Source organism: Variovorax sp. MPBD4-3, assembly GCF_058809745.1.
The window spans coordinates 8,374-32,151 of sequence record NZ_JBXASW010000025.1; the positions used below are offsets into that span (position 1 = coordinate 8,374).

Genomic DNA, 23,778 nt, shown 5'->3' on the forward strand with positions numbered 1-23,778 from the left:
GCCGCACCCCGGCCGGCGACATGCGTCGCCGGCCGTACAGCCTCTCCCCTCCTCGTTTTTCTGGACGGCGTTGCGCCGTCGCTCAGCTCCCGCCGGATCGGCCCGGCTCAGCTCTTCTTAGCGCCGCCCGATTCGTAGATGTCCCATGCCTCCTTGGCGCTCGCGCCGCGGTGGATCATGGCCATCAGCGCATCCACCACCGCCGACGGGTTGGCGTGCTGGTACACGTTGCGCCCGTACACCATGCCGACCGCGCCCTGGTCCATCAGCACGCGCGAGCGGGCGAACACCTGCTGCAGGTCTTCGCGTCCGCCGCCGCGCACGAGCACGGGGCAGCGCGCGGCCTGCACCACGCGGTGGAAGTCGGCGGGGTCGGTGGTGGGGTCGGCCTTGACGATGTCCGCGCCCATCTCGCGCGCCAGCCGCACGAGCGTGACGATCTTCTCGGCGTCGCCGTCGACCATGTAGCCGCCTTGCTCGCTGTGCGGGCGCATCACCAGCGGCTCGATCATCAGCGGCATGCCATAGCGGTCGCAGTCGGCGCGCACCCGCGCGATGTTCTGCACGCACTGGCGGAACAGGTCGGGCTCGTTCGGCAGCATGAACAGGTTGACCACCACGCAGGCCGCGTCGCGCTGCACGGCCGGCAGCACCGGGTCGTGCTCGTTCTGCAGCACCGCCCACATCACGCGGTGCGCGGTGGCGTTGTAGGGGTTGCCCATGTCGATGCGCTGGACCAGCGCCGGTTTGTCACGGCCCGGGCGGTCCTGCAGCAGGTCGGCCTGGCCGTAGTTGAGCTGGATCGCGTCGGGGCCGGCGGCCACGAGCTTGTCGATCACCGCCGGCATGTCCTCGAGCCCGTTGAGGAACGAGGGCTCGTTGCACACGCCGTGGTCCAGCGCGATGTCCAGGCAGCGCCCGTTGTTCAGCAGCCGGTTCAGGCGTGCGGTCTTGTCCTTCGACATACGGAAGAAATCCTTGTGTTGAGATGGGATGGAAGGGGCCTCAGCCCAGCGCGGCCAGATGCCGGGCCGCGGCGGCGTCGATGAGCGCCAGCGCGTCGCCCTGCAGGCGCACCGAGCCGGCGGCCGCGTTCTCGACGGCCTGCTTGCTCACGCGGGCGCCGCACAGCGCCACCGAGACGCTGCCGCGCGCCAGCGTCCACGCGATCATGAGTTGGCCGAACGAGCATTCGAGCTGCTTGCGCAGCGGCTCCAGCTCTTCGAAGAAGGCCTTGAGCTTCGCGCGGTTCCCGGCGCTGAAGCGCGGGTTGCTCGCGCGCTGGTCGTCGCCCGTGAACTGGCGCGCGGGGTCGATGGGGCCGGCCAGCAGGCCGAGCGCGAGCGACGAATAGCCCAGCACAGCCACGTCGTGCTCGGTGCACAGCGGCACCAGCGTCTGCTCGATCTCGCGGTCGATCAGGCTGTAGCGCTCCTGTGCCGCATCCACCGGGCCGTGTTGCAGGTACTCGGCCAGCGTCTCGGGGCTCACGTTGCTCACGCCGATGGCGCGGATCTTTCCCTGCTTCTTCAGCGCGAGCAGCGCGTCCATGGTCTCGGCCACGGGCGTGGTGGCGTCCTGCCAGTGCGTGATGTAGAGGTCGATGTAGTCGGTCTGCAGGCGCTTCAGGCTCTCTTCGCATTCGTGAATGATCGATTCGCGCCCGAGGTAGCGGTACACCGGGTGGCCGTCTTCTTCGAAGAAGTGCGTTCCCTTCTGCGTGTGCCACACCAGCCCGCACTTGGTGGCGATCACGGCTTCGTGGCGGCGGCCTTTCAGCGCGGTGCCGACGATGCTCTCCGAGCGGCCGAGGCCGTAGGCCGGCGCGGTGTCGATCAGGTTCACGCCCGCGTCCAGCGAGGCCTGGATGGCCAGCACGGCGGCGGCGTTGTCACCGCCGCCCCACATCCAGCCGCCCATGGCCCAGGTGCCCAGGCCGATGGCCGAGCACTCGATGCCCGACGGGCCGAGCGTTGTCTTCTTCATCGATGCGTTGTTCATCGCTTGGTCTTTCTGGTGTTCATGATGTGGTCGATGGTCACGGCCGCGAGCAGGATCAGGCCCTTGATCACGTCCTGCCAGTAGGGCGACACGTCCAGCAGGATCAGCGAGCTGGTCACCACCGACAGCAGCGCCAGGCCGAGCACCGCACCCAGCACCGTGCCCGAGCCGCCCTTGAGGCTTGCGCCGCCGATCACCGCGGCGGCGATCACGTTCAGCTCCATGCCCATGCCGAAGGTGGGCGTGGCCGCGCCGAAGCGCGCGGTGTAGATCACGCCGGCCAGGCCCGCCGAAGCGGAGCACAGCACCGTGACCCAGAACTTCACGTGGCCCACGCGAATGCCGGAGTACAGCGCGGCCTTCTCGTTGCTGCCGGTGTAGAACACGCGGCGCAGCAGGGTGGAGCGGCGCAGCACGAAGTCGCTCACCACCACGATCAGCAGGAAGATCAGGATGACGGCCGGAATGCCGAACAGCGTGCCCTGGCCGATGAACTTGAACTCCGCCGGCAGCGAGAACAGCGACTGCGGCGTGCCCTGCGTGAGCGCCAGGCACAGGCCGCGCACGATCACCATGAAGGCCAGCGAGGCGATGAAATGGTTCAGCCCGATGCGCGTGACGCAGCCGCCGATCATGGCGCCGATGAGCGCGCTCGCGCCGATGGCCACCAGCCCCGCCGTCCACGGGTCGAAGCCCATCAGGAACAGCTTGCCCGTGACCACCATCGCGAAGCACACCACCGAGCCCACCGACAGGTCGATGCCGCCGACGATCAGCAGGATCGTCATGCCCACCACCACGATGCCTTCGATGGAGAACGACAGCAGCATCGCGCGCACGTTGTCCCACGTGAGGAAATAGGGCGACGCGAAGCTCATGCCCACGCACAGCGCGGCAATGATGAGCAGCAGGCCCATCTCGCGCATGCTGCCGAGCTTGCTGGCGGGCTTGGCGGGGCCGCCCGCCGACTGGTGTGGCTGGAGGCCCGGTGCGGCCCCCGCGTCGAGTTGTGCCGGGTAGTTCATGCTGTCGCTTCCTCTTCGCAAAGTCCCGAGGCCAGCCGCAGCAGCGCCTCTTCCGTCATTTCGTTGTCTTGCACTTCACCGGCCAGCCGGCCGTCGCGTATCACCAGCGCGCGGTCGCACAGCCCGATGATCTCGGGCAGTTCCGACGAGATCACCACCACGCCCACGCCTTGGCTCGCCAGCTCGCGCAGGATGTGGTGGATCTCCGACTTGGCGCCCACGTCCACGCCGCGCGTGGGTTCGTCCATCAGCAGCACCGACGGGTTGGTGGCCAGCAGCTTGGCGATGGCCACCTTCTGCTGGTTGCCGCCCGACAGGCTCGCCACGTCGATGGCCACGCCGTCGGACTTGAGCTTCAGCTTGGCGCCCAGGTCCACCGCCAGCTTGTGCTCGGCCGCGCGCTGCAGCAGGCCGAAGCGCGAGCTCACGCGCTTCAGCGCCATCGACGCGATGTTCTGCGCGATGGGCAGGTCGAGGTACACGCCCGCCGCCTTGCGGTCCTCGCTGAGATAGGCGATGCCTTCGCGCAGCGCGTCGCTGTACTTGCGGATCGCCAGCGTCCTGCCGTGCAGGCGCACCTTGCCGCGCGTGGCGGGGCGCAGGCCGCAGACGGTCTCGGCGAGTTCGCTGCGCCCGGCGCCCATGAGGCCCGCGATGCCAAGGATCTCGCCGCGCCTGAGCGTGAAGGAGATGCCGTGCACGCGCTCGCCGTCGGCGATGTCGCTCACTTCGAGCACCGGCTCGCCGTGCGCCGCGTCGCCATGCTTCGGCGGGTAGTAGTTGCCCAGGTCGCGCCCGACCATGCGGCGCACCAGCGCGTCGGCGTCCAGCTCGGCCAGCGGGCCGCAGTGCACGTTGCGCCCGTCGCGCAGCACCGTCACGCGCGAGCAGTGCGCAAAGATCTCGGCCATGCGGTGGCTGATGTAGATGATGCCGATGCCCTGCGCCTTCAGGTCGTGCAGCACCTTGAAGAGCGCGGCCGATTCGTTGTCGGTCAGCGCGGCGGTGGGCTCGTCGAGGATCAGCACCTTGCAGTCGAGCGTGAGCGCCTTGGCGATCTCGATGAGCTGCTGCGTCGAAATGCTCAGGTCCTTCACCAGCGCCGACGGGTCCACGTCCTGCCCCAGCCGCTGCAGCACGCGGGCGGCGCGCGCGTTGAGGCTGGCGTAGTCCATCCACGCATGCTTGCCGGCGTTGATTTCCGGCATGAAGATGTTCTCGGCCACGGTGGCGTCGCCGCACAGGGCGATCTCCTGGTGCACCAGGCCGATGCCCAGGCGCATGGCGTGCGCCGGGCCGTCGATGACCACCTTGCGGCCGTCGAGCGAGATCTCGCCCTCGTCCGGCTGGTGGATGCCGTCGATGATGTTCATCAGCGTGGACTTGCCCGCGCCGTTCTCGCCGCACAGGGCGTGGATCTCGCCGGCGTGCAGCGAGAAGTCCACGCCCGTGAGCGCGCGCGAAGCGCCGAAGCGCTTGCTGATCGCCTTCAGTTCGAGCAATGCGCTCACTGCGTTCACTCGCCGATTCCCTTGGTGCCGCGGCGGGCGAGGTACTTGTCCCAGTAGAAATCGTCCGCGTTGGCCTTGCTGACCACGGCCAGGCCGTTGTCCAGGAAGGGCACGGACATCGGGTTGGTGCCGTTGCGCTTCGCGTCGTTCATCGGGTCGATGAGCGTCGGGTTCTTGGCCAGGAACAGCATCATCATGCCCATGTAGCCCTGCATGCCCTGGTTCGGGTTGATGGAGCCGAACACGTCGCCCGACTTGATCATGTCCAGGATCTTGGCGTTCACGTCGCAGCACATCACCTTGATGTTCTTCTTGGTCTCGACCTTGGCCTGCGCCGCGCCCAGCGCCGAGTTGGCCTCGGGCATGAACAGGGCGCCCAGGTTCGGGTTGGCCTGCGCCAGGCTCAGCACGGCCTGGTAGGCCTTGTTCGGGTCCTGGTTGCTGGCGGCGCGGCCGACCAGCTTCATGCCCGGGTGCTTGGTCTTCATGCGGTTGATGAAGGCGGCGATGCGGCGGTCGTGGTTGTCCTGGCCGGGGTTCTCCAGCACGGCGTATTCGCCCTTGCCGCCCATCGATGCCGCGATGGCGTCCGCCGCCTGCGTGCCTTCGCGGTCGTTGTCGGACGTGATGAACGAGGTGCGCTTGGAGTTGGGCGAGTCGGCCGCGAAGGTGACGACGGGGATGCCCATCGCCGCCGCGCGGTTGATCGGCTCGATGAACGGGTCGGGGTTCATCGGATGCAGCAGGATGCCGGCCGGCTTGCGCGCCAGTTCCTGCTCGAAGGACGCGAGCTGCTTGTTCACGTCGTACTCGGGCGTGCCGGTGTAGCGCGTCTTCACGCCCAGCGTGCGGCCGAGCTGCTTCATCATTTCGTAGACCGGAAACCAGTACTCCACGCCCGACACCATCACGTTCATCACGTAGACGTCGCTGGCATTGCCGCGCAGGCCGGCGCCCGCGGCGGGGGCTGCCGCTTGCTGCTGCGCAAGCGCGCTCGCACCGGCCAGGCCGATACCGGCGGCCGCCGCGGACTTCAGGAAATTACGCCTCATTTTTTGTCTCCTCACGTTGTGTGGCACAGCTTGCTGATGCTGCCTTTGAGGGCAGCCTTTCGATCCTCGTTGTCACGACAGTTGTTATGACAGGATAGAATGTACGCGCTGGCCGTTTGACGGGATAACTAGGGGAAACGCTACTGGCGATGCGCTTTTATTCCGCCGAAGCTGTTATGACATGAAGACAAAAATACTGATCGGCATCGACATGGGGTCGAGCAGCCTGAAAGCCCTGGCCCTCGAAGCCGGGAGCGGCCGGGCCGTCGCCCTGTCCCGCATGCCACTGCCGCACGACCGGCTGCCCGCAGGGGGATGCGAAGTGGGGGCGGCCGCCATCCGCTCCGCCCTGACCCACGTGCTGCGCGACGTCGCCCACCAGCTCGGCAACCGCGTGGCCGAGGTCCGCGCCATCGGCTGCACCGGCCACGGCGCCGGGCTCTATGCGCTGGACGCGCGCAACGAACTCGTGGGCGGCCGGGCCGTTGCCTCGACCGACCAGCGGGCCGATGCGCGTGCGCGTTCGCTGTCGCTGAGCCACGGGGATGCGCTGTTCGCCGATGTCGGCTGCAGGCCCTGGCCGGGCCAGCCCACCGTGATCGCGGCCGAGCTGCTGGGCACCGACGCCGTGCAGCGCGGCGAGGTGCGCCGGCTGCTGTTCGCGAAGGACTACCTCGGCTTCCTGCTGACCGGCGAGATCGCGACCGACGCGAGCGATGCGAGCACCGCCGGGCTGGTGTCGATCGCCACCGGCACGTGGTCGCAGGCGGCCTTCGACGCCTCGGGCATCGCCGACCTCGGGCCGCGTGCCTTCGGTCCGCTGGTGCCCGGCGGCGAGGTCGTCGGCAAGCTGCGGCCTGCCGAAGCCGCGCTGTGCGGCCTGCCCGCCGGCATTCCCGTGGCGATGGGCGCCATCGACCTGCTCGCATCGATGACCGCGATCTGCGCCGAAGGCCGCGAGCGGGCGGTGTCGGTCTTCGGCACCTGGTGCGTGAACGCGGTCATCGGACCGGTGATCGAGCCCAAGCCCGACGTGGCGGCGGTCGTGAACTTCGGTCGCGCGGACAGGCGGCTCTACATGGAGAACAGCCCCTCGTCGATGGCCAACATCGCATGGTTGGCCGGCGTGCTGGGCCTGCCGGATTCGCGCGCCGTGGTCGACCTGGCGATGTCGGTGCCGCTGGGCGCGGGCGGCCTGCGCTTCCTGCCGTTCGTGAACGGCGGCGGCGGCGTGACGGCGGGCTTCGTCGGCCTCAAGAGCCATCACACGCGCGGCGACATGGCACGCGCCGTGGTCGATGCGGTGGCCGCGCTGCATGCGCGCCACACGGCGCGGCTCGCGGCCTGCGGCCTGCCGGTGTCGGCCTCGACCGTGCTCGGCGGCGGTGCGAGCGACACCCGCCTCGTGCGCCTGCTGGCCGGCTTTCTGGCGCATCCGGTCGAGCGCTGCGCCGACGACGAAACCGGCGCGCGCGGCGCGGCCATCTACGCCGCCATGTCGCAGGGCATCGACCACGCCGGGCAGGACAGCGCCTTGCTCGCGCCCTGCGACACCGTCGAACCCGACGCCGCGCAGGCGCGCGCCCATGCCGGCTTCATGGCCGGCTTCAACGAACTGATCGACACCATGTCTCCTGTGTTTTCACATCTGGCCGGGGGCAAGCAATGAGCGCCTGGCAACTGCCTTTCGTGCGTCCGGCTTCCCTGGCGGATCGCCACTTTTCGACGGTGATCGTCGGTGCCGGCATCAACGGCGTGGGCGTGTTCCGCGACCTGTGCCTGCAGCGCGTCGACTGCCTCATCGTCGACAAGGGCGACTTCAGCGCGGGCGCCAGCAGCGCGCCTTCGCGCATGATCCACGGCGGCCTGCGCTACCTGGAGAACGGCAGCTTCTCGCTGGTGGCCGAGGCCACGCGCGAGCGCAACCTGCTGCTGCGCAACGCGCCGCACTTGGTGCAGCCGCTGAAGACGGTGGTGCCGCTGTCGAGCTTCTTCGGCGGCCTCATGAGCAGCGCGCTCAAGTTCTTCGGCCGCACGCCGCCGCAGCGCACGCGCGGCCTGCTGGCGGTGGCGGCGGGCCTGCGCCTGTACGACCTGCTGGGCCGCCGCCAGCGCGTGATGCCCAACCACCGCATCAGCCGCGTGCCCGCCGCCGACCGCAGCCTGTTCCGCGCGGCAGTGCGCTGGACCGCGACATTCTTCGACGCGTGGATCAGCCACCCCGAATGGCTGGTACTGGAACTCATCGGCGACGCCTGCCGCGACCAGCCGCGCTCGGCCGCCGCCAACTACTGCCGCGTGATGGGCTGCGCGGGCAACATCCTCACCCTGCGCGACGAGATCACCGGCGCGCTGGTGCGCGTGACGGCCGACACCGTGGTGAATGCCAGCGGCGCGTGGCTGGACCGCAGCACGGCGGTGCTGGGCGGCGCGGGCTCGCGCGTGATGGGCACCAAGGGATCGCACCTGGTGCTCGACCATCCCGCGCTGCGCGATGCGCTGCAGGGGCGCATGGCCTACTTCGAGGCGGTGGACGGGCGCGTGTGCATCGTCTATCCCTTCCTCGACCGCGTGCTGGTGGGCTCCACCGACATCCCGGTGGAAGACCCCGACCAGATCGCCACCGAGCCGGCCGAGGTCGACTACCTGCTCGAGGTGCTGGCCGAGGTGTTCCCGAACCTCGCGTTCGGCCGCGGCGACGTGGTCTACACCTACGTGGGCGTGCGCCCGCTCGCGCGTTCCGACGCCGACAAGCCGGGGCAGATCTCGCGCGACCATTCGGTGGTGGTCGACCTGCCCAACGCCACGCGCGACATTCCCATCGTCGGCCTGGTCGGCGGCAAGTGGACGACCTTCCGCGCGCTGGCCGAAGAGGCGACGAACGAAGTGCTGCAGAAACTGGGCCGCCCGCGCACCGCATCGACCGAGCTGCTGCCCATCGGCGGTGGCGCGGAGCTGCCTGCCGACGCGCAGGCCACGGAACGCTTTCTCGACCGCATGGTCACGGCCTCCGGCCTGGGCCGTGCGCGCGCGCAGGTGCTGCTGCGCCGCTACGGCTCGAAGGCGCTGCCGCTGGCGCAGCGGCTCGGAGCCTCGGGCGACGTGCCGTTGCAGCACGCGCCCGACTACTCGGTCGCCGAGCTGTCCTACCTGTGCCTCGAGACGGGCGTGATCCATCTCGACGATCTCGTGATCCGCCGGACCTTGCTCGCGATCCGCGGCCTCGTCACCGGCGCTGCGCTGGCGGAAATGGCGGGCATCGCGGCCGAGGCACTGGGGTGGGACGCGGCCCTGGCGCGGCGCGAACTGCTGGCCTGCTCCGCCGCCCTGCGCGAGCGCCACGGCGTGCGGCTTTCGCCGGTGGCCGCCGATGCGCCCGCATCTTTCGATGCATCATTGACGACTCCTCAGGCCCTGGGCCAACCCTCGACGTGAACTCTCCGACCGAAATATCGACCGTGCTCGACCGTGGCTCCGAATCGCCTTTGTGGGCGCAGTTCCGCGACGCGCTGCGCCTGCAGATCCTGCAGGGCGTGCTGCCCATCGGCGCCAAGCTGCCGTCCGAAGCCGAGCTGGGCGAGCAGTTCGGCATCTCGCGCATCGTGGTGCGCGAGGCGCTGGCCGACCTGGTGCGCAACAACCTCATCTACAAGATCAAGGGCCGCGGCGCCTTCGTGTCGGCACGCGAGCGCGACGAAGATTTCGTCTCCACCGTGCTCGGCTTCTCCGACGAGATGGAGCGCAAGGGCCGCTCGGTGCGCACGCAGATCCTCACGCAGGAACTGCGCGCGCCCACCGAACAGGAAGCGGCCTCCCTCGGCCTCACCGACGACACGCAGGTGGTGGCGCTCAAGCGCCTGCGCAGCGTGGACGGCGAACTGCGCCTTCTGGTGGAAACCGTGGTGCCTGCCGACCTGGCGCCGGGCCTGCACCGCACGCGCCTGGACGACCGCTCTCTGTACGACGTGCTGCGCCGCCAGTACGGCCTGCGCCTGGTGCGCGCCGAACGCTGGATCGACGCGGTGCTGCCCGACGCCGACACCTGCGAGCTGCTGAACCTGCCCACGCCGGAGCCGCTGCTGCGCATCGAGTCCATCGCCTACGGCGCCAACGGCAGGCCGCTGGAGCACTACCGCGCGCTGCACCGCTGCAAGACCAGCCGGCTGCACGTGCAGACGACGACCTGAGCGTCTTGCCCAGGCCGGGAGCGGCTACAGCAGCCGCTTCAGATACCGCCCCGTGTGGCTCGCCTCGTTCGCCGCGATGTCTTCCGGCGTGCCTTCGCCCACCACCGTGCCGCCGCCGGCGCCGCCTTCCGGCCCCATGTCGATCAGCCAGTCGGCCGTCTTGATGACGTCGAGGTTGTGCTCGATCACGACGATGGTGTTGCCCGCGTCGCGCAGCTGGTGCAGCACCTTCAGCAGCAGCTCGATGTCGGCGAAGTGCAGGCCGGTGGTCGGCTCGTCGAGGATGTAGAGCGTGCGGCCGGTGTCGCGCTTGCTGAGTTCCAGCGCGAGCTTCACGCGCTGCGCCTCGCCGCCCGACAGCGTGGTGGCCGACTGGCCGAGCTTGATGTAGCTCAGGCCCACGTCCAGCAGGGTGCGCAGCTTGCGCTCGATGGTCGGCACGGCCTTCAAGAACTCGTGCGCGGTCTCGACCGTCATCTCGAGGATCTGCGCGATGTTCTTGCCCTTGTAGAGCACCTCGAGCGTCTCGCGGTTGTAGCGCTGGCCGTGGCAGACCTCGCAGGGCACGTACACGTCGGGCAGGAAGTGCATCTCCACCTTCACCACGCCGTCGCCCTGGCAGGCCTCGCAGCGCCCGCCGGCCACGTTGAAGCTGAAGCGGCCCGGGCCGTAGCCGCGCTCGCGCGCGGTGTTGGTCTCGGCCATCAGCTCGCGGATGGGCGTGAACAGGCCGGTGTAGGTGGCCGGGTTGCTGCGCGGCGTGCGGCCGATGGGGCTCTGGTCGACGTTGATGACCTTGTCGAAATACTCGATGCCCTCGACCGATTCGTGTTCGGCCGGTTCCTCGTGCGCGCGGTACAGCGTGCGCGCCACGGCGGTGTAGAGCGTGTCGTTCACCAGCGTCGACTTGCCCGAGCCCGAGACGCCCGTCACGCAGGTCAGCAGGCCGACCGGAAATGCGACGCTCACGTTCTTCAGGTTGTTGCCGGTGGCGCCGACCACGCGGATCTCCTGCAGGTCGGTCTGCGTGGCCAGGTGGGCGGCCTCGCGCGCCGCGCGGCGCTCGGCGGCCGGGCTCTGCGGAAAGCGCGAGGGCTTCCTGCCTTCGTTGAACGCGGGCTTGCTCACCACCGGCAGCCATGCGGTGCGGCGCCTGGGCACTTCGATCTTGCGCGTGCCCGATAGGTACTGGCCGGTGAGCGAATCGGGGTTGGCCGACACCTCGGCATAGGTGCCCTGCGCCATCACGCGGCCGCCGTGCACGCCGGCGCCGGGGCCCATGTCGATCACGTGGTCGGCGGCGTGGATCATGTCCTCGTCGTGCTCGACCACGATCACGCTGTTGCCGATGTCGCGCAGGTGCTTCAGCGTGCCGATGAGGCGGTCGTTGTCGCGCTGGTGCAGGCCGATGCTGGGCTCGTCGAGCACGTACATCACGCCGGTGAGGCCCGAGCCGATCTGAGACGCCAGGCGGATGCGCTGCGCCTCGCCGCCGGAGAGCGTCTCGGCGCTGCGGTCCAGGCTCAGGTAGTTCAGGCCGACGTCGTTCAGGAATTTCAGGCGCAGGCCGATCTCGCGCACCACCTTGTCGGCGATGTCGGCCTTGGCGCCGCGCAGCTTGAGCTTCTGGAACCAGGCCAGCGAATCGCGCAGGGTGAGGTGGCTGAGCTCGAAGATCGCCATGCGCGGCGGCTCGCCGCCGTCGGCCGGGCGCGCCGATTCATCGACCAGGAACACGTTGCGCGCCTCGCGCCGCAGCCGCGAGCCGCCGCAGTCGGGGCAGGGCTGCAGGTTGCGAAAGCGCGCGAGGTCTTCGCGCACCATCACCGAATCGGTCTCGCGGTAGCGCCGCGCCATGTTCGGGATGATCCCCTCGAAGGGGTGCTTCTTCGTGAGCTTCTTGCCCGCGAAGTTGCCCGACTCCATGGTGTAGTTGAACTTGATCTCCTCGGCGGCCGAGCCGTGCAGCAGCACCTGCTGCACCGAGGCCGGCAATGACTCGAAGGGCGCGTCGACGTCGAACTTGTAGTGCTTGGCGACGCTCTCGATCATGCTGAAGTAGTAGCCGTTGCGGCGGTCCCAGCCCTTGATGGCGCCGCTGGCCAGCGACAGCGAGGGAAAGGCCACCACGCGCGCCGGGTCGAACACTTCCCGGTGGCCCAGGCCGTCGCAGCTCGGGCAGGCGCCCACCGGCGAGTTGAACGAGAACAGGCGCGGCTCCAGCTCCGACAGCGAGTAGTGGCAGATCGGGCAGGCGAACTTGGCGTTGAACAGGTGCTCCTTGTCGGCCGCGCCCTCTGCGCCCAGTTCCAGCGCGATGGCGCGGCCCTCGGCCAGGCGCAGCGCGGCCTCGAAGCTCTCGGCCAGCCGCTGCTGCATGTCGGGGCGAGCGCGCAGGCGGTCGATGACGACGTCGATGTCGTGCTTCTCGGTCTTCTTGAGCTTGGGCAGGTCGTTGTATTCGTATGTTTGCCCGTCGACGCGGAAGCGGATGTAGCCGGCCGCCTGCATCTCGGCGAAGAGTTCGAGGAACTCGCCTTTCTTCTCGCGTGCCACCGGCGCCAGGATCATCAGCCGCGGCTCGCCGGGCAGGGCGAGCGTGGCATCGACCATCTGCGAGACGGTCTGCGCCTGCAGCGGCAGGTGGTGGTCGGGGCAGTAGGGCGTGCCGGCGCGCGCGTACAGCAGGCGCAGGTAGTCGTGGATCTCGGTCACCGTGCCCACGGTGGAGCGCGGGTTGTGGCTGGTGGCCTTCTGCTCGATGCTGATGGCGGGCGACAGGCCCTCGATCACGTCGACGTCGGGCTTGTCCATGAGCTGCAGGAACTGCCGCGCATAGGCCGACAGGCTCTCCACATAGCGCCGCTGCCCTTCGGCATACAGCGTGTCGAAGGCCAGGCTCGACTTGCCCGAGCCCGACAGGCCGGTGATGACCACCAGCTTGTTGCGCGGAATGTCGAGGTCGACGTTCTTCAGGTTGTGGGTGCGCGCGCCGCGGATGCTGATGCGCTGCTGCGCCAGCACCGCGCCGAGGTAGGTGTCGCGTTCGCGTTCCGCATCGCGGGCGCGTTCTGCAGCTTCGGCGGCTTCTGCCGCGGCTGGTTCAGTGGCTTTGGAATTCAAAGGAGGCGATCGTCCGAGGGCAACCGGACATGATAGACCGCCGGAGAATTCATGGCGAGCGGGCGGGTTCCGGCGCTCCGGGCGCGGGGGCTTCGGGCGGCGCCGGATGCACCGGCCCGGCGGCGCTGATGGCCCGCCCGACCATGTATTCGGCCAGCGTGTCGTACAGCGGGCGGCTGATCATGCGGGAGACCAGGCTGGCCAGCATGGCCGCGGCCATCAGGCTCAGCACCATCGAATGGCCGTCGACCATTTCCATCACGATGATGAAGGCGGTGAGCGGCGCCTGCGTCACCGCCGCCAGGAAGGCGGCCATGCCCAGCGCGATGAGCGCCGGGCCGAGTTCGCTGCTGCCCAGCTGCGACACCGCGTCGCCGATGCCCGCGCCGATGGACAGCGCCGGCGCGAAGATGCCGCCCGGCACGCCGCACCACGCCGTGAGCCAGGTGGCGACGAACTTGAGCAGCGTGTAGAGCGGGGTCAGCTCGTCATGGCCCTGCAGCATCTGCTTGACCGCCTCGGAGCCCGCGCCGAAGGTGACGCCGCCCGTGGCCAGCCCGATGACGGCCACCGCCAGCCCGCCCGCGGCCGCGAAGCGCACCGGAAAACGCGCCCGCCAGCGGTTGAAGCGCCCCGGCGCGCCGGTGAGCGAGGCTGTCAGCAGCCGGGCGAACAGCCCGCCGGCCGCGCCGCTGAGCAGCGTGACCAGCAGGCCGGGCCCGAGCGCGTCCCAGCCCAGCCGGGGCACGCGGATCACGCCGAAGTAGCTGGTGTTGCCGAAAGCCGAGACGGCCACCAGGCCCGCCAGCACGATGGCCGTGATGATCAGCCCGCTGGAGCGCGCCTCGAGCCGGCCCGAGAGCTCCTCGATGGCGAACACCACGCCCGCCAGCGGCGCATTGAAGGCCGCCGCGATGCCCGCGGCACCGCCGGCCACCAGCAGCGCGCGGCTGTCGATGGTGGTGTTGGGCGAGAGCCAGCGCCGCGCGTGCTGCATCACCCCGGCCGCGACCTGCACGGAAGGCCCCTCGCGCCCGATCGACAGCCCGGCCGCGAAACCCGCCGCGCCCAGCCCGATCTTGGCGACCGTGAGCCGCAGCGACGCGAAGAAGAAGCGGCGCTCTTCCGGCAGGGCGGGGTGCAGCGCCGCCTTGATCTGCGGAATGCCGGAGCCGGCCGCGCCGGGAAAGAAGCGCAGCGTGAACCACACGATGCCCGCCGTGATCAGCGGGGTCGTCAGCAGCACGGCCCAGGGCCAGGCGCGGTAGAAGCGGTGGAACTGGCCGAAGACCCAGTCGCTGGCGAGCGTGAAGCCCACCACGAAGAGCCCGGCCGCGATGGCGTAGCCCAGCACGATGGCCCGGTCGAGCCAGACGCGGCCGCTGGACAGCTCGGCGCGCAGGTGCTCGAGGAAATCGGGTTCGCGGTTCATGAGAGGGCATTCTGGCACCGGTAGGGTATTGGCCGTGTCGGCCTTCGGGCACAATGGAGGGTTCCTCTCAACCTTCTCCTTTATCCACTTATCAGGGGCAGTGCATATGGCATCGGTCAATAAAGTCATCGTCGTCGGCAACCTGGGGCGCGACCCCGAAATGCGGACCTTCCCGAGCGGCGATCAGGTCGCGAACGTCACAGTGGCCACCACCGATCGCTGGAAAGACAAGCAAAGCGGCGAAATGCGCGAAGCCACCGAATGGCACCGCATCGTCTTCAACGGCCGCCTGGCCGAAATCGCCGGCCAGTACCTGCGCAAGGGCTCGCAGGTCTATGTCGAAGGCAGCCTGCGCACGCGCAAGTGGACCGACAAGGACGGCATCGAAAAGTACACCACCGAAATCCGCGCCGACCAGATGCAGATGCTCGGCAGCCGCCAGGGCCAGGGCGGCCCCTCGGGCGGTCCCGAGGACGACGGCGGCTACTCGCAAGGTGGCGGCGGTGGCTACTCGCAGGGCGGCAACGGCGGTGGCGGCGGCGGCGGATACGCACCCCGCGCACCCGCGGCGGCTCCGCGTGCTCCGGCACCAGCTCCGCGCCAGGCACCGGCCAAGTCGTCGTCGGGCTTCGACGACATGGATGACGATATTCCGTTCTAAACAGAAAACGGCCCGTCGAGTTCCGTCGGCAAAAAGGGCTGGCTCCCGCGGGAGCCAGCCCTTTTGTCTTTTGGCGGACGCCTCAGCCCGCCAGCCCGACGAACACGTTCTGCACGTCGTCGTTCGCGTCGATGGCCGCCAGGAAGGTCTCGACCTCTTCCAGGTCTTCCGCGCTCAGGCTCGCCGGGTCGACCGGGTTCTTGGGCTTGTAGCCCAGCTTGGCCGACAGCACGGTGAAGCCCTGGGCCGGCAGCGCGCGGCTCACCAGGTCGAGGTCGGTCGGGTCGGTCAGGAAGACGACGGAGTTGCCTTCCCCGGCCGGCTCGAAGTCTTGCGCGCCGGCCTCGATGGCGGCCACTTCGGCATCGGCGTCCGGCTTGGCGGGTTCGGCTTCGATCATGCCGACGTGGTCGAAGTCCCATGACACCGAGCCCGAGGTGCCCAGCTGGCCCTTGCGGAACAGCACGCGCATTTCAGGCGCGGTGCGGTTCACGTTGTCGGTCAGGCATTCGACCATCACCGGCACGCGGTGCGGCGCGAAGCCTTCGTAGATCACGTGCTCGAAATGCACCGCCTCGCCCGTGAGGCCGGCGCCTTTCTTGATGGCGCGATCGAGCGTGTCCTTGGGCATCGAGACCTTGCGGGCCTGTTCCACCACGAGGCGAAGACGCGAGTTGCCGGCCGGATCGGCGCCGTTGCGCGCGGCCATCATGATTTCCTTGGCGAGTTTGCCGAACAACCGGCCCTTGGCATTGGCTGCCAGGTCCTTGTGTTTCGCTTTCCATTGGGCGCCCATGGCTGATTCCTTCTCGAGTGTGTGTTTGCGGCCGTGTCTGGCTCTCCGCAGAAGGGCTGGATGACCGGTTGGGGCCGTTACTGTAGCCGGAGGCCGTGCTAAAAGCCCGTAAACAGCAGCAGCGCCGCGCCGTTGCCGCATGAACGGAGCTTTTTTTCCATGACCGCTGCACAAGACGATCCGTATCCCACGCCCTTCGAATCCGGCAACGGCAACCGGACCGCCACCTGGGCCGAATGCATCGCCTTCTACGAGCGGCTGGCCGCGCGGTTCCCCGGCGTGCTGCATTGGCGGCAGATCGGCCTGTCGGACACCGGCGCGCCGATGCATGCCGGCGTGGTCACGGCAGACGGCGTGTTCGACCGCGAGACGCTGCAGCGGCAGCGCCGCCCGGTGTTCTTCAACAACAACGGCATCCACCCCGGCGAGCCCGAGGGCATCGACGCCTGCATGGCGCTGGTGCGCGACTTCTGCCTGCAGCCCGATCGGCTGGCGGCGCTGGGCGACACGGTGTTCCTGTTCATTCCCGTCTACAACGTGGACGGCTGCATCAACCGCCAGGCCACCTCGCGCGTGAACCAGCTCGGGCCGGAGTCCTTCGGCTTCCGCGGCAACGGCCGGCACCTGGACCTGAACCGCGACTTCATCAAGTGCGACAGCCTCGCCGCGCAGGTGTTCAACCGGTTCTTCACCGCGTGGGACCCTGACGTGATGGTCGACACCCACACGTCCAACGGCGCGGACTACGCCTGCACCATGACGTTGATCCCGACCCAGCCCGACAAGCTGGGCGGCGGGCTGGGCGACTTCCTGCGCGAGCGCATGCTGCCCGCGATCTACGGCGACATGGACCGGCGCGGCTGGCCCACCTGCCCCTACGTGAACCTGCTGGCCGAGACGCCGGACGACGGCATCGAAGACTTCCTCGACCTGCCGCGCTTTTCCACCGGCTACGCCGCGCTGCACCACACCATCGGCTTCATGCCCGAGACCCACATGCTCAAGCCCTTCGCCGACCGCGTGGCGTCGATGCGCACGCTGGTGGAAGTGGTGCTGGCGTTCACCTTGGCCAACGCGGCGCGCATCCAGGCGCTGCGCAAGGAAGCCCGGGCCGCCGCCGCGCGACAGGCACGCTGGCCGCTGACATGGCGCAACGACCACGACCGCCCGGCCAGCCTGCGCTTCAGGGGCTACCAGGCCGTGCGCACGCCCAGCAGGCTCGGCAGCTACGAAAGGCTGGCCTACGACCGCAGCCAGCCGCGGGAAAAAGACATCGTCCACTTCGACCGCTGCGTGGAAGACATCGCGGTCGCGGCGCCCAAGGCCTACCTGGTGCCCCAGGCCTGGCGCGAAGTGATCGAGCGCCTGCAATGGAACGGCGTCGAGATGCGGCGCCTGGAGGCCGACCAGTTGTTCGACTCGGCCCGCGTGTACCGCGTGCAGCAGGTGGCCTCGCGCCCGAACGCTTACGAAGGCCACATGTTCCATGACCAGGTGACGCTCGCCTCGGACACCGAGCCCTTCCAGGCGCGCGCGGGCGACATGTGGGTGCCGCTGGACCAGCCCAACGCCCGCTATGCCGTCGAGACGCTGGAGCCCGAGGCGCACGACAGCTTCTTTCGCTGGGGCTTCTTCAACAGCGTGCTGGAGAAGAAGGAGGCCTTCTCCGCCTATGTGTTCGAAGACACCGCGCTGCAGATGCTGGAAGACGAGCCGGACCTCAGGCGCCGTTTCGAGGAGTGGAAGACCGCGAACCCCGCGAAGCTGTCCGACCAGGGCGCGGTGCTGGGTTTTCTTTTTGCGCACGGCAAGCGCCATGCGGAGCCGGAGTGGCGGCGGTATCCGGTGGCGGCATTGATGCAGGCCGTGCCGCTCGTCACTGCGCGGGCCTGAACCCCGGCAGCGCGTGCATGCGCGCGCGCAGCGCTTCCACGAATGCGGTGACGCGCGCCGGCCGGTACAGCCCCGGCGGCAGTGCGACATGCACGCCCACCGGTTCCAGCCACCAGTTCGGCAGCACGCGCTTCAGGCGGCCGGCCTGCACGTCTTCGTGGCACATCCATGGCGCCGCCGCGCCGATGCCCGCGCCGTTGAGCACCGCGCGGTAGCTTGCGAGCAGGCTGTCGGTGCGGATGGGCGTGTCCAGCGCCACGATGCGCGAACGCCCGCTGCGGTCGATCAGGCGCACGTTGCCCGTCACGTAAGGCATCAGTCCCACGCACGGCAGCTGCGGCAGCCGGGCCAGCGTGACCGGGCCGATGCGCTTCAGCAGCTCGGGCGTGGCGATCAGCACGCGGTCCATGCGTCCGAGCGGGCGGCACACCAGCCCGGGGTCGCGCACCTCGCCCACGCACACCCAGCATTCGGCACCCGAGGCCGCGAGGTCGACCACCCGGTCGGTCAGCGTGAGCTCGACGCGCAACTGCGGATGCGCCGCGCGCAGGTCCGTCACCGCATCGGTCAGGAAGCCGGTGCCGTAGCCCGAGGGGCCGATGACGCGCAGCGTGCCCTCGGGCCGGCTCTGCCCGCCCAGCAGCCGCTGTGACAGGCCCGACCAGCGGTCGGTGAGGTCGTGCGCCTCCGCCAGCAGCGAGCGGCCCTCGTCGGTGAGCGAGAAGTTGGCGGTGTTGCGAATGGCCAGCTTGCAGCCCAGCAGGCGCTCCAGTTCCAGCAGGCGGCGGCTCACCGTGGGCTGCGTGGTGCCGAGCAGCCGTGCCGCCTTGCTGAGCGATCCGCTCTCGCCGATCTTGATGAATGTGTCCAGCAGGTCGAGCCGGTCATGCGCGTTCTTCATGCGCCAGACGTATATCACTTCATCGTCCCATACGTCTACCCATGTCGCCCGGCTCTGCCTATCGTCGGGCCCGTTCAAGACATTCGAATGGATATTTCCCGATGAGCGCCACGATCGAAGACACCGCCCGCACCGTGGGCGACACGCCCAAGGGCGGCTCCGTGCTCGGCTTCTATGCCGCAAAGGGCTCGCCCCGGCCACCGCGCATCGCGCGCGGCGAAGGCATCTACCTGTGGGATGCCGGCGGCCGCCGCTTCCTCGACGCCACCGCCGGCGCGGTGGTCGCCAACATCGGCCACGGCAACCCGCGCGTGCTGGCGGCCATGCAGGCGCAGGCGGCGCAGGTCACCTTTGCCTACCCGCGCTTCTTCGAGAGCGAGCACAGCATCGAGCTGGCGGACCGCGTGTGCGCGCTGGCGGGCGAGGGCTTCGACAGGGCCTTCTTCGTTTCCGGGGGCTCCGAGGCCAACGAGTCGGCCATCAAGCTGGCGCGGCAGTACGCCGTGGTCTGCGGCCAGCCGCGCCGCGCCAAGGTGATTTCGCGCAACCCGAGCTACCACGGCTCCACGCTCGGCGCGCTGGCGGTGACGGGCGACGCGCACACGCAGTCGATCTACGGGCCGATGGTGCGCGAGATGCCGAAGGTGCCCGCGCCGCTGTCGTACCGCGTGCCCGACGGCCACACGGCCGAGAGCCATGCGATGGCCTGCGCCGACGAACTGGAGGCCACCATCGTGCGCGAAGGACCCGACACCGTGCTGGCCTTCATCCTGGAGCCCATCGGCGGCCTGTCGACCGGCGCGGTGGTGTCGCCGGCGGCGTACTTCGAGCGCGTGCGGCAGATCTGCGACCGCCACGGCGTGCTGCTGATCTACGACGAGATCATGAGCGGCGCGGGCCGCACCGGCGCCTTCCTGGCCGCGCACCACTGGGCCGGCGCACGGCCCGACCTGGTCACGCTGGCCAAGGGGCTGGCCGCGGGCTACACGCCGCTGGGCGCGCTGCTGGCGCCCGACCGCATCGTCGATGCGGTCGCGGGCAGCGGCGGCTTCGTGCATGGCCACACCTACTTCACCAATCCGCTGTCGTGCGCCGTGGCCAACGCGGTGGTCGGCGAGGTGATGCGGCAAGACCTGGTCGGCCGCGCGCGCGACATGGGCGAGCTGCTGATGGCCCGGTTGCGCGAAGTGGCCGAGCGCTCCCCCATCGTGGGCGACGTGCGCGGCAAGGGGCTCTTCACCGCCATCGAGATCGTGGCCGACAAGGCGACCAAGCGGCAGCTGCCGGCCAGCTTCAATGCACCGGCGCGCCTCACCGAGCACGGGCTGAAGCACGGCATCGCGCTGTACAACCGGCGCGCGAACCTGGGGGCCTTCGGCGACTTCCAGATGATCACGCCGCCGCTGACCATCACGCCCGCCGAGATCGACGAACTGGCCGACCTGCTGGCGCTTTCGCTGCGCGGCCTGGCCGACGAGATCGCGGCCAAGGGCCTGGCCACTTCGGTGCAATGAAGGCAGCCGCGATGCCGCAACCCATTCCGCCGCACCGCGCGCTGCAAGTGCCCGGCGTGCATGGCTACACCGACCGCAAGAGCGTGGCCGCCGGCGAGGTGGTTCGCTTTCACCTGAGCAGCGACGTGCCCTACGCGCTTTCGGTGTGCCGGCTCGGCCCCGATGTCGAAGGCCGCACGGCCGACACCGTGCTGCATGCCTTCGCGCCTTCCGCCGCGCGCGTGCATCCGATCCACCCCGGCTCCTACGTGCAGGTGGCGCGCGGGCTCGACCAGCCGCTGCGCGCGCTCACGCTGGAGTGCTGGGTGCAGCCGTGGAGCATCGGCACGCGCCAGAGCGTCGTCGGGCAATACGACCTGCCGGGCGCCTGCGGCTACGGCCTTTTCATCGACGAGGCCGGGCGCGCAGTGTTCTACCTGGGCGACGGCGGCGCGTTCCGTGCGCAGGGCCAGCTCGCGGGCGGCGCGCTGCGGGCCAAGCGCTGGCACCACCTCGTCGCCACATGGGACGGCGAGCAGACGGTGCTGTGGATCGACGGCGAAGCGGTCGCGCGGGGCCGGTGGACCGGCCCGATGCAGCCGGGCCGTGCGCCGCTGCGCCTGGGCGGCAGCGGCATCGACGGCCTGGCGGATGCGTTCCTGGAGGGCGACATCGTCATGCCCGCGATCTATTCGCATGCGCTGCAGCCGGCCGAAGTGCGCGCGCGTTTCGCCGACCGCGGCCTGCACACGCCGCGCGGTCGCACGGTGCTGGCCTGCTGGCCGCTGCGCGAGGAGCGCGGAGACACCGTGGCCGACGCCAGCGGCCACCAGCGCACCGGACGCATCGTCAACCACGGCACCTGGATGATCGTCGGCCCGGCCTTCGAGCCACAGCGGGTGAACGAATTCTCCGACGACAGCTACGACCCGCTGGCCGACCCCACGCGCGGCCACGGCCTGCGGCTGGCGAGCGACGACCTGTACGACTGCCGCTGGCCCGAGAGCCATGCCTTGCGCATTCCGCCGGATGCGAAGTCCGGCGTGTACGTGGGCCGCGTGCGCTACCTGCTGGACGGCGAGCCCGCCGAATACGACATCGCCTTCATCGTGCGCCGCGCCGCGCACCGGGCTCCCGCGCCGGTGCTGGTGCTTTGCGCCACCAACAGCTGGCTGGCCTATGCCAGCACGCCCTTCGCGAAGAACACGGCCGGCGATCCCGTGTGGCCGCGGCGTTCGGCGGGCCTGGAGAACAGCCATCCCGAGGCCCCGGCCTACTGCAGCTACACCTACCACCGCGGCGGCCAGCCGACCTACCAGGTGGGCCTGCGCATGCCCTGGCCCAACGCCAGCCCCAACGCGCTGTACGACCCCGCCGACGCGGGCTTCAGCCAGTGGACCCGGCTGGAGCGCCGGCTGCATGTGTGGCTGGACCAGGCCGGCTACGACTACGACGTGGTGAGCGACCTCGACCTGCACCGCGACCCGGGCCTGCTGACGGCCTACAAGACCGTGATCGTCAACGGCCACAGCGAGTACTGGTCGCTGCCGGCCTGCGACGGGCTCGACGACTACCTGTGCGGCGGCGGCACGGCCATCGTTCTGTCGGGCAACACCATGTACCTGCGCGTGAGCTACAACGAAGAGGGCACGGTGATGGAGCAGCGCAAGGTGCTCGGCGCGAACGACCTGGACAGCGAGGAGGCCGCCAAGGTGCGCCCGCCCGCCGGCCCCTACGGCGAGCAGTACCACTCGCAGGACTGGGCGCGCGGCGGCCATTTCAGGCAGGCCGGGCGCTCGTGCGCCGAGATCATCGGGCTCGAGTCGGCGGGCTGGGCCTTTGCCGACGGCGGCGATTTCGGCGTGTACCACGCCACGCAGCCGCGGCACTTCCTGTTCACGCAGCCGAATGCGCTGGGCCTGACCGACGGCGCGACCTTCGGCCATGCGCCGGGCGGCGGCCTGCCGCGCGCCATCGGCCACGAGTGGGACCTGAGCGTGGCGACGCTGTGCCGCATGACGCACGCGCTGCCGGCCGGCCAGCAGTTGCCCGAGCCGCAGCGCGGCATCGAGGTCATCGCGCAGGGGCGCCGCCACCGGCCGGGCCGGCTCGACGCCTACCTCGACTACTTCTCGAACGTGACCGAGTCGCTCGACGGACTCTCGGCCGAGATGATCTATTGGGAACGCCCCCGGGGCGGCCGCGTGTTCAACGCCGGCGCCGTGGGCGCGAGCTGGGTGCTCGGCGTCGATCCCTGTTTCGAAGGGGTGCTGCGCAACGTGCTGCATCACTTCGGCGTCCGGCCCGAGACGGGCGCGGACCTTGCAGTTCAACCATCCCTGGAGCACGAAGCACCATGAGCACACTCGCCCCACGCGCCGCCGAGCTATCCGAACCCGCCGAGCCTGCTTCCCGGCAGAGCACGCTGCGGGTCATCACCGCCATTTCCATCGGCAATGCGCTGGAGTGGTTCGAGATCGTGATCTACGGCTTCCTCGCCGTGACCATCTCCAAGCTGTTCTTCCCCGCGGAGAACGACACCGTGTCGCTGCTCATCACGCTGGGCACCTTCGGCGTGACCTTCGTGATGCGCCCGGTCGGCTCGCTGGTGCTCGGCGCCTATGCCGACGCCAGGGGGCGCAAGAACGCGCTGACGCTGTCGATGGCGCTCATGCTGCTCGGCACGCTGCTGATCGCGGTTTCGCCGACCTTTGCGCAGATCGGGCTGTGGGCGCCGGGGCTCGTGATCCTCGCGCGGCTGCTGCAGGGCTTTGCTGCCGGCGGCGAGTTCGGCAGCGCCACCGCGCTGCTGGCCGAGCAGGATCCGCGGCGGCGCGGCTTCTTCTCGAGCTGGCAGTTCGCGAGCCAGGGCATCACCACCTTCCTGGCGGCGGGCTTCGGCATGGGGCTCAACACGCTGCTCACGCCCGAGCAGTTGCTGTCCTGGGGCTGGCGCATTCCGTTCTTCTTCGGCCTGCTGATCGGGCCGGCCGGCCTGTACATCCGCCGCCACCTGGACGAAGGCCTGGAGTTCAAGCGCGCGGCCCAGGAAGCCACGCCGGTACGCACCACGCTGGTGGACCAGCGCGGGCGCACGCTGGCGGCCATGGGGCTCATCATCCTCGCGACCATCGTGGCCTACACGGGCCTGTTCATGCCGACCTTCGCGGTGCGCCAGCTGGGCCTGCCGCCGTCGATGGCCTTCGCCGGCACCTTCTGGTTCGGCGTGCTGCAGTTCGCGCTGGTGCCGGTGTTCGGCAGCCTGTCGGACCGGGTGGGGCGCCTGGCCATCATGCGCGGCGCGGCGCTGGTCATGCTCGTGATGATCGTGCCGCTGTTCTACCTGCTGGTGAACCATCCGTCGGTGCCGGCGCTGATGGTGGCGCTAACCGCCATGGGCGTGGTGGCCTCCGCCTACTGGGGCCCCATCTCCGCGGCCATGTCCGAGCTGTTCCCGGCGGCCACGCGCGGCACCGGCCTGTCGGTCAGCTACAGCTTCGGCGTGGCGATCTTCGGCGGCTTTGCGCCCTTCATCAGCGCCTGGCTCATCACGGCCACGGGCAGCAAGATCGCGCCGGCGTTCTACGTGGGCTTCGGCGTGCTGGTGAGCCTGGCGGCGCTGCGGGCCGCCCGCCGGTACGGCGTGAAATAGCAGTTTTCTCCAAGCCGCGGCGGCGCGCCTTGCCTACGCTCGGGTCATTCC

Annotated in this window: 17 protein-coding genes; 8 read left to right on the forward strand and 9 right to left on the reverse strand. The window is 69.5% G+C overall.

Annotated features, from left to right (window positions below; genetic code table 11):
• Positions 1–107: 107 nt before the first annotated feature.
• The 5 genes from AC1RVW_RS16235 to AC1RVW_RS16255 are packed head-to-tail and all read right to left on the reverse strand — an operon-like array spanning position 108 to position 5,589.
• Positions 108–965: a class I fructose-bisphosphate aldolase gene (locus AC1RVW_RS16235; RefSeq protein WP_493201099.1), complete on the reverse strand. Its 858-nt coding sequence runs from the start codon at positions 963–965 to the stop codon at positions 108–110.
• 40 nt (positions 966–1,005) lie between these two features.
• Positions 1,006–1,986, reverse strand: a complete 981-nt coding sequence (locus AC1RVW_RS16240; RefSeq protein ID WP_493201159.1) for an aldo/keto reductase — start codon at positions 1,984–1,986, stop codon at positions 1,006–1,008.
• A gap of 11 nt (positions 1,987–1,997) precedes the next feature.
• Complete coding sequence (locus AC1RVW_RS16245; RefSeq protein ID WP_493201100.1) at positions 1,998–3,026, reverse strand: ABC transporter permease; 1,029 nt, start codon at positions 3,024–3,026, stop codon at positions 1,998–2,000.
• Positions 3,023–4,546, reverse strand: a complete 1,524-nt coding sequence (locus AC1RVW_RS16250) for a sugar ABC transporter ATP-binding protein (protein WP_409194691.1) — start codon at positions 4,544–4,546, stop codon at positions 3,023–3,025. The genes AC1RVW_RS16245 and AC1RVW_RS16250 overlap by 4 nt, the downstream gene beginning before the upstream one ends.
• Positions 4,543–5,589, reverse strand: a complete 1,047-nt coding sequence (locus AC1RVW_RS16255) for a substrate-binding domain-containing protein (protein WP_081270729.1) — start codon at positions 5,587–5,589, stop codon at positions 4,543–4,545. Before AC1RVW_RS16255 ends, AC1RVW_RS16250 begins: the two co-directional genes overlap by 4 nt.
• 181 nt (positions 5,590–5,770) lie before the next feature.
• Between AC1RVW_RS16255 and AC1RVW_RS16260 the strand changes: the two genes are divergently transcribed.
• Genes AC1RVW_RS16260 through AC1RVW_RS16270 form a run of 3 tightly spaced genes read left to right on the forward strand, consistent with a single transcriptional unit; the run spans position 5,771 to position 9,776 of the window.
• A complete protein-coding gene (locus tag AC1RVW_RS16260) occupies positions 5,771–7,258 on the forward strand; it encodes an FGGY family carbohydrate kinase (protein WP_106936006.1) in 1,488 nt (495 codons plus the stop codon).
• Entirely contained in the window at positions 7,255–9,024 is a 1,770-nt protein-coding gene (locus AC1RVW_RS16265; protein ID WP_493201103.1) for a glycerol-3-phosphate dehydrogenase/oxidase, read from the forward strand. Before AC1RVW_RS16260 ends, AC1RVW_RS16265 begins: the two co-directional genes overlap by 4 nt.
• Complete coding sequence (locus AC1RVW_RS16270; RefSeq protein WP_081270732.1) at positions 9,021–9,776, forward strand: GntR family transcriptional regulator; 756 nt, start codon at positions 9,021–9,023, stop codon at positions 9,774–9,776. Before AC1RVW_RS16265 ends, AC1RVW_RS16270 begins: the two co-directional genes overlap by 4 nt.
• Positions 9,777–9,800: 24 nt before the next feature.
• On the opposite strand, the gene uvrA is transcribed toward AC1RVW_RS16270, so the two are convergent.
• Together uvrA and AC1RVW_RS16280 are read right to left on the reverse strand one after the other, a co-directional pair.
• A complete protein-coding gene (gene uvrA / locus AC1RVW_RS16275; protein ID WP_493201106.1) occupies positions 9,801–12,899 on the reverse strand; it encodes an excinuclease ABC subunit UvrA in 3,099 nt (1,032 codons plus the stop codon).
• A gap of 49 nt (positions 12,900–12,948) precedes the next feature.
• Positions 12,949–14,331: a chloride channel protein gene (locus AC1RVW_RS16280; RefSeq protein WP_493201108.1), complete on the reverse strand. Its 1,383-nt coding sequence runs from the start codon at positions 14,329–14,331 to the stop codon at positions 12,949–12,951.
• Positions 14,332–14,437: 106 nt separating this feature from the next.
• Here AC1RVW_RS16280 and ssb point away from each other — a divergent pair, with 106 nt between their 5' ends.
• Positions 14,438–14,992, forward strand: coding sequence for a single-stranded DNA-binding protein (gene ssb, locus AC1RVW_RS16285; RefSeq protein ID WP_106936004.1), 555 nt, complete (start codon positions 14,438–14,440; stop codon positions 14,990–14,992).
• Between the two features lie 82 nt (positions 14,993–15,074).
• On the opposite strand, the gene AC1RVW_RS16290 is transcribed toward ssb, so the two are convergent.
• Positions 15,075–15,788 (reverse strand): YebC/PmpR family DNA-binding transcriptional regulator, encoded by a 714-nt coding sequence (locus tag AC1RVW_RS16290; protein WP_493201110.1) that lies wholly within the window; start codon positions 15,786–15,788, stop codon positions 15,075–15,077.
• A gap of 159 nt (positions 15,789–15,947) precedes the next feature.
• Here AC1RVW_RS16290 and AC1RVW_RS16295 point away from each other — a divergent pair, with 159 nt between their 5' ends.
• Positions 15,948–17,681: a M14 family zinc carboxypeptidase gene (locus AC1RVW_RS16295; RefSeq protein WP_493201112.1), complete on the forward strand. Its 1,734-nt coding sequence runs from the start codon at positions 15,948–15,950 to the stop codon at positions 17,679–17,681.
• On the opposite strand, the gene AC1RVW_RS16300 is transcribed toward AC1RVW_RS16295, so the two are convergent.
• Positions 17,665–18,582, reverse strand: a complete 918-nt coding sequence (locus AC1RVW_RS16300) for a LysR family transcriptional regulator (RefSeq protein WP_081270737.1) — start codon at positions 18,580–18,582, stop codon at positions 17,665–17,667. The two genes, AC1RVW_RS16295 and AC1RVW_RS16300, sit on opposite strands and share 17 nt — an antisense overlap.
• 101 nt (positions 18,583–18,683) lie before the next feature.
• Between AC1RVW_RS16300 and AC1RVW_RS16305 the strand changes: the two genes are divergently transcribed.
• Genes AC1RVW_RS16305 through AC1RVW_RS16315 form a run of 3 tightly spaced genes read left to right on the forward strand, consistent with a single transcriptional unit; the run spans position 18,684 to position 23,727 of the window.
• A complete protein-coding gene (locus AC1RVW_RS16305) occupies positions 18,684–20,096 on the forward strand; it encodes an aminotransferase family protein (RefSeq protein WP_493201115.1) in 1,413 nt (470 codons plus the stop codon).
• A gap of 11 nt (positions 20,097–20,107) precedes the next feature.
• The gene (locus tag AC1RVW_RS16310) at positions 20,108–22,435 is read left to right on the forward strand and encodes a N,N-dimethylformamidase beta subunit family domain-containing protein (RefSeq protein WP_493201117.1); all 2,328 of its coding nucleotides are present in this window, start codon (positions 20,108–20,110) and stop codon (positions 22,433–22,435) included.
• Positions 22,432–23,727: an MFS transporter gene (locus tag AC1RVW_RS16315; RefSeq protein ID WP_409194699.1), complete on the forward strand. Its 1,296-nt coding sequence runs from the start codon at positions 22,432–22,434 to the stop codon at positions 23,725–23,727. Before AC1RVW_RS16310 ends, AC1RVW_RS16315 begins: the two co-directional genes overlap by 4 nt.
• The last annotated feature ends 51 nt before the right edge of the window (positions 23,728–23,778 follow it).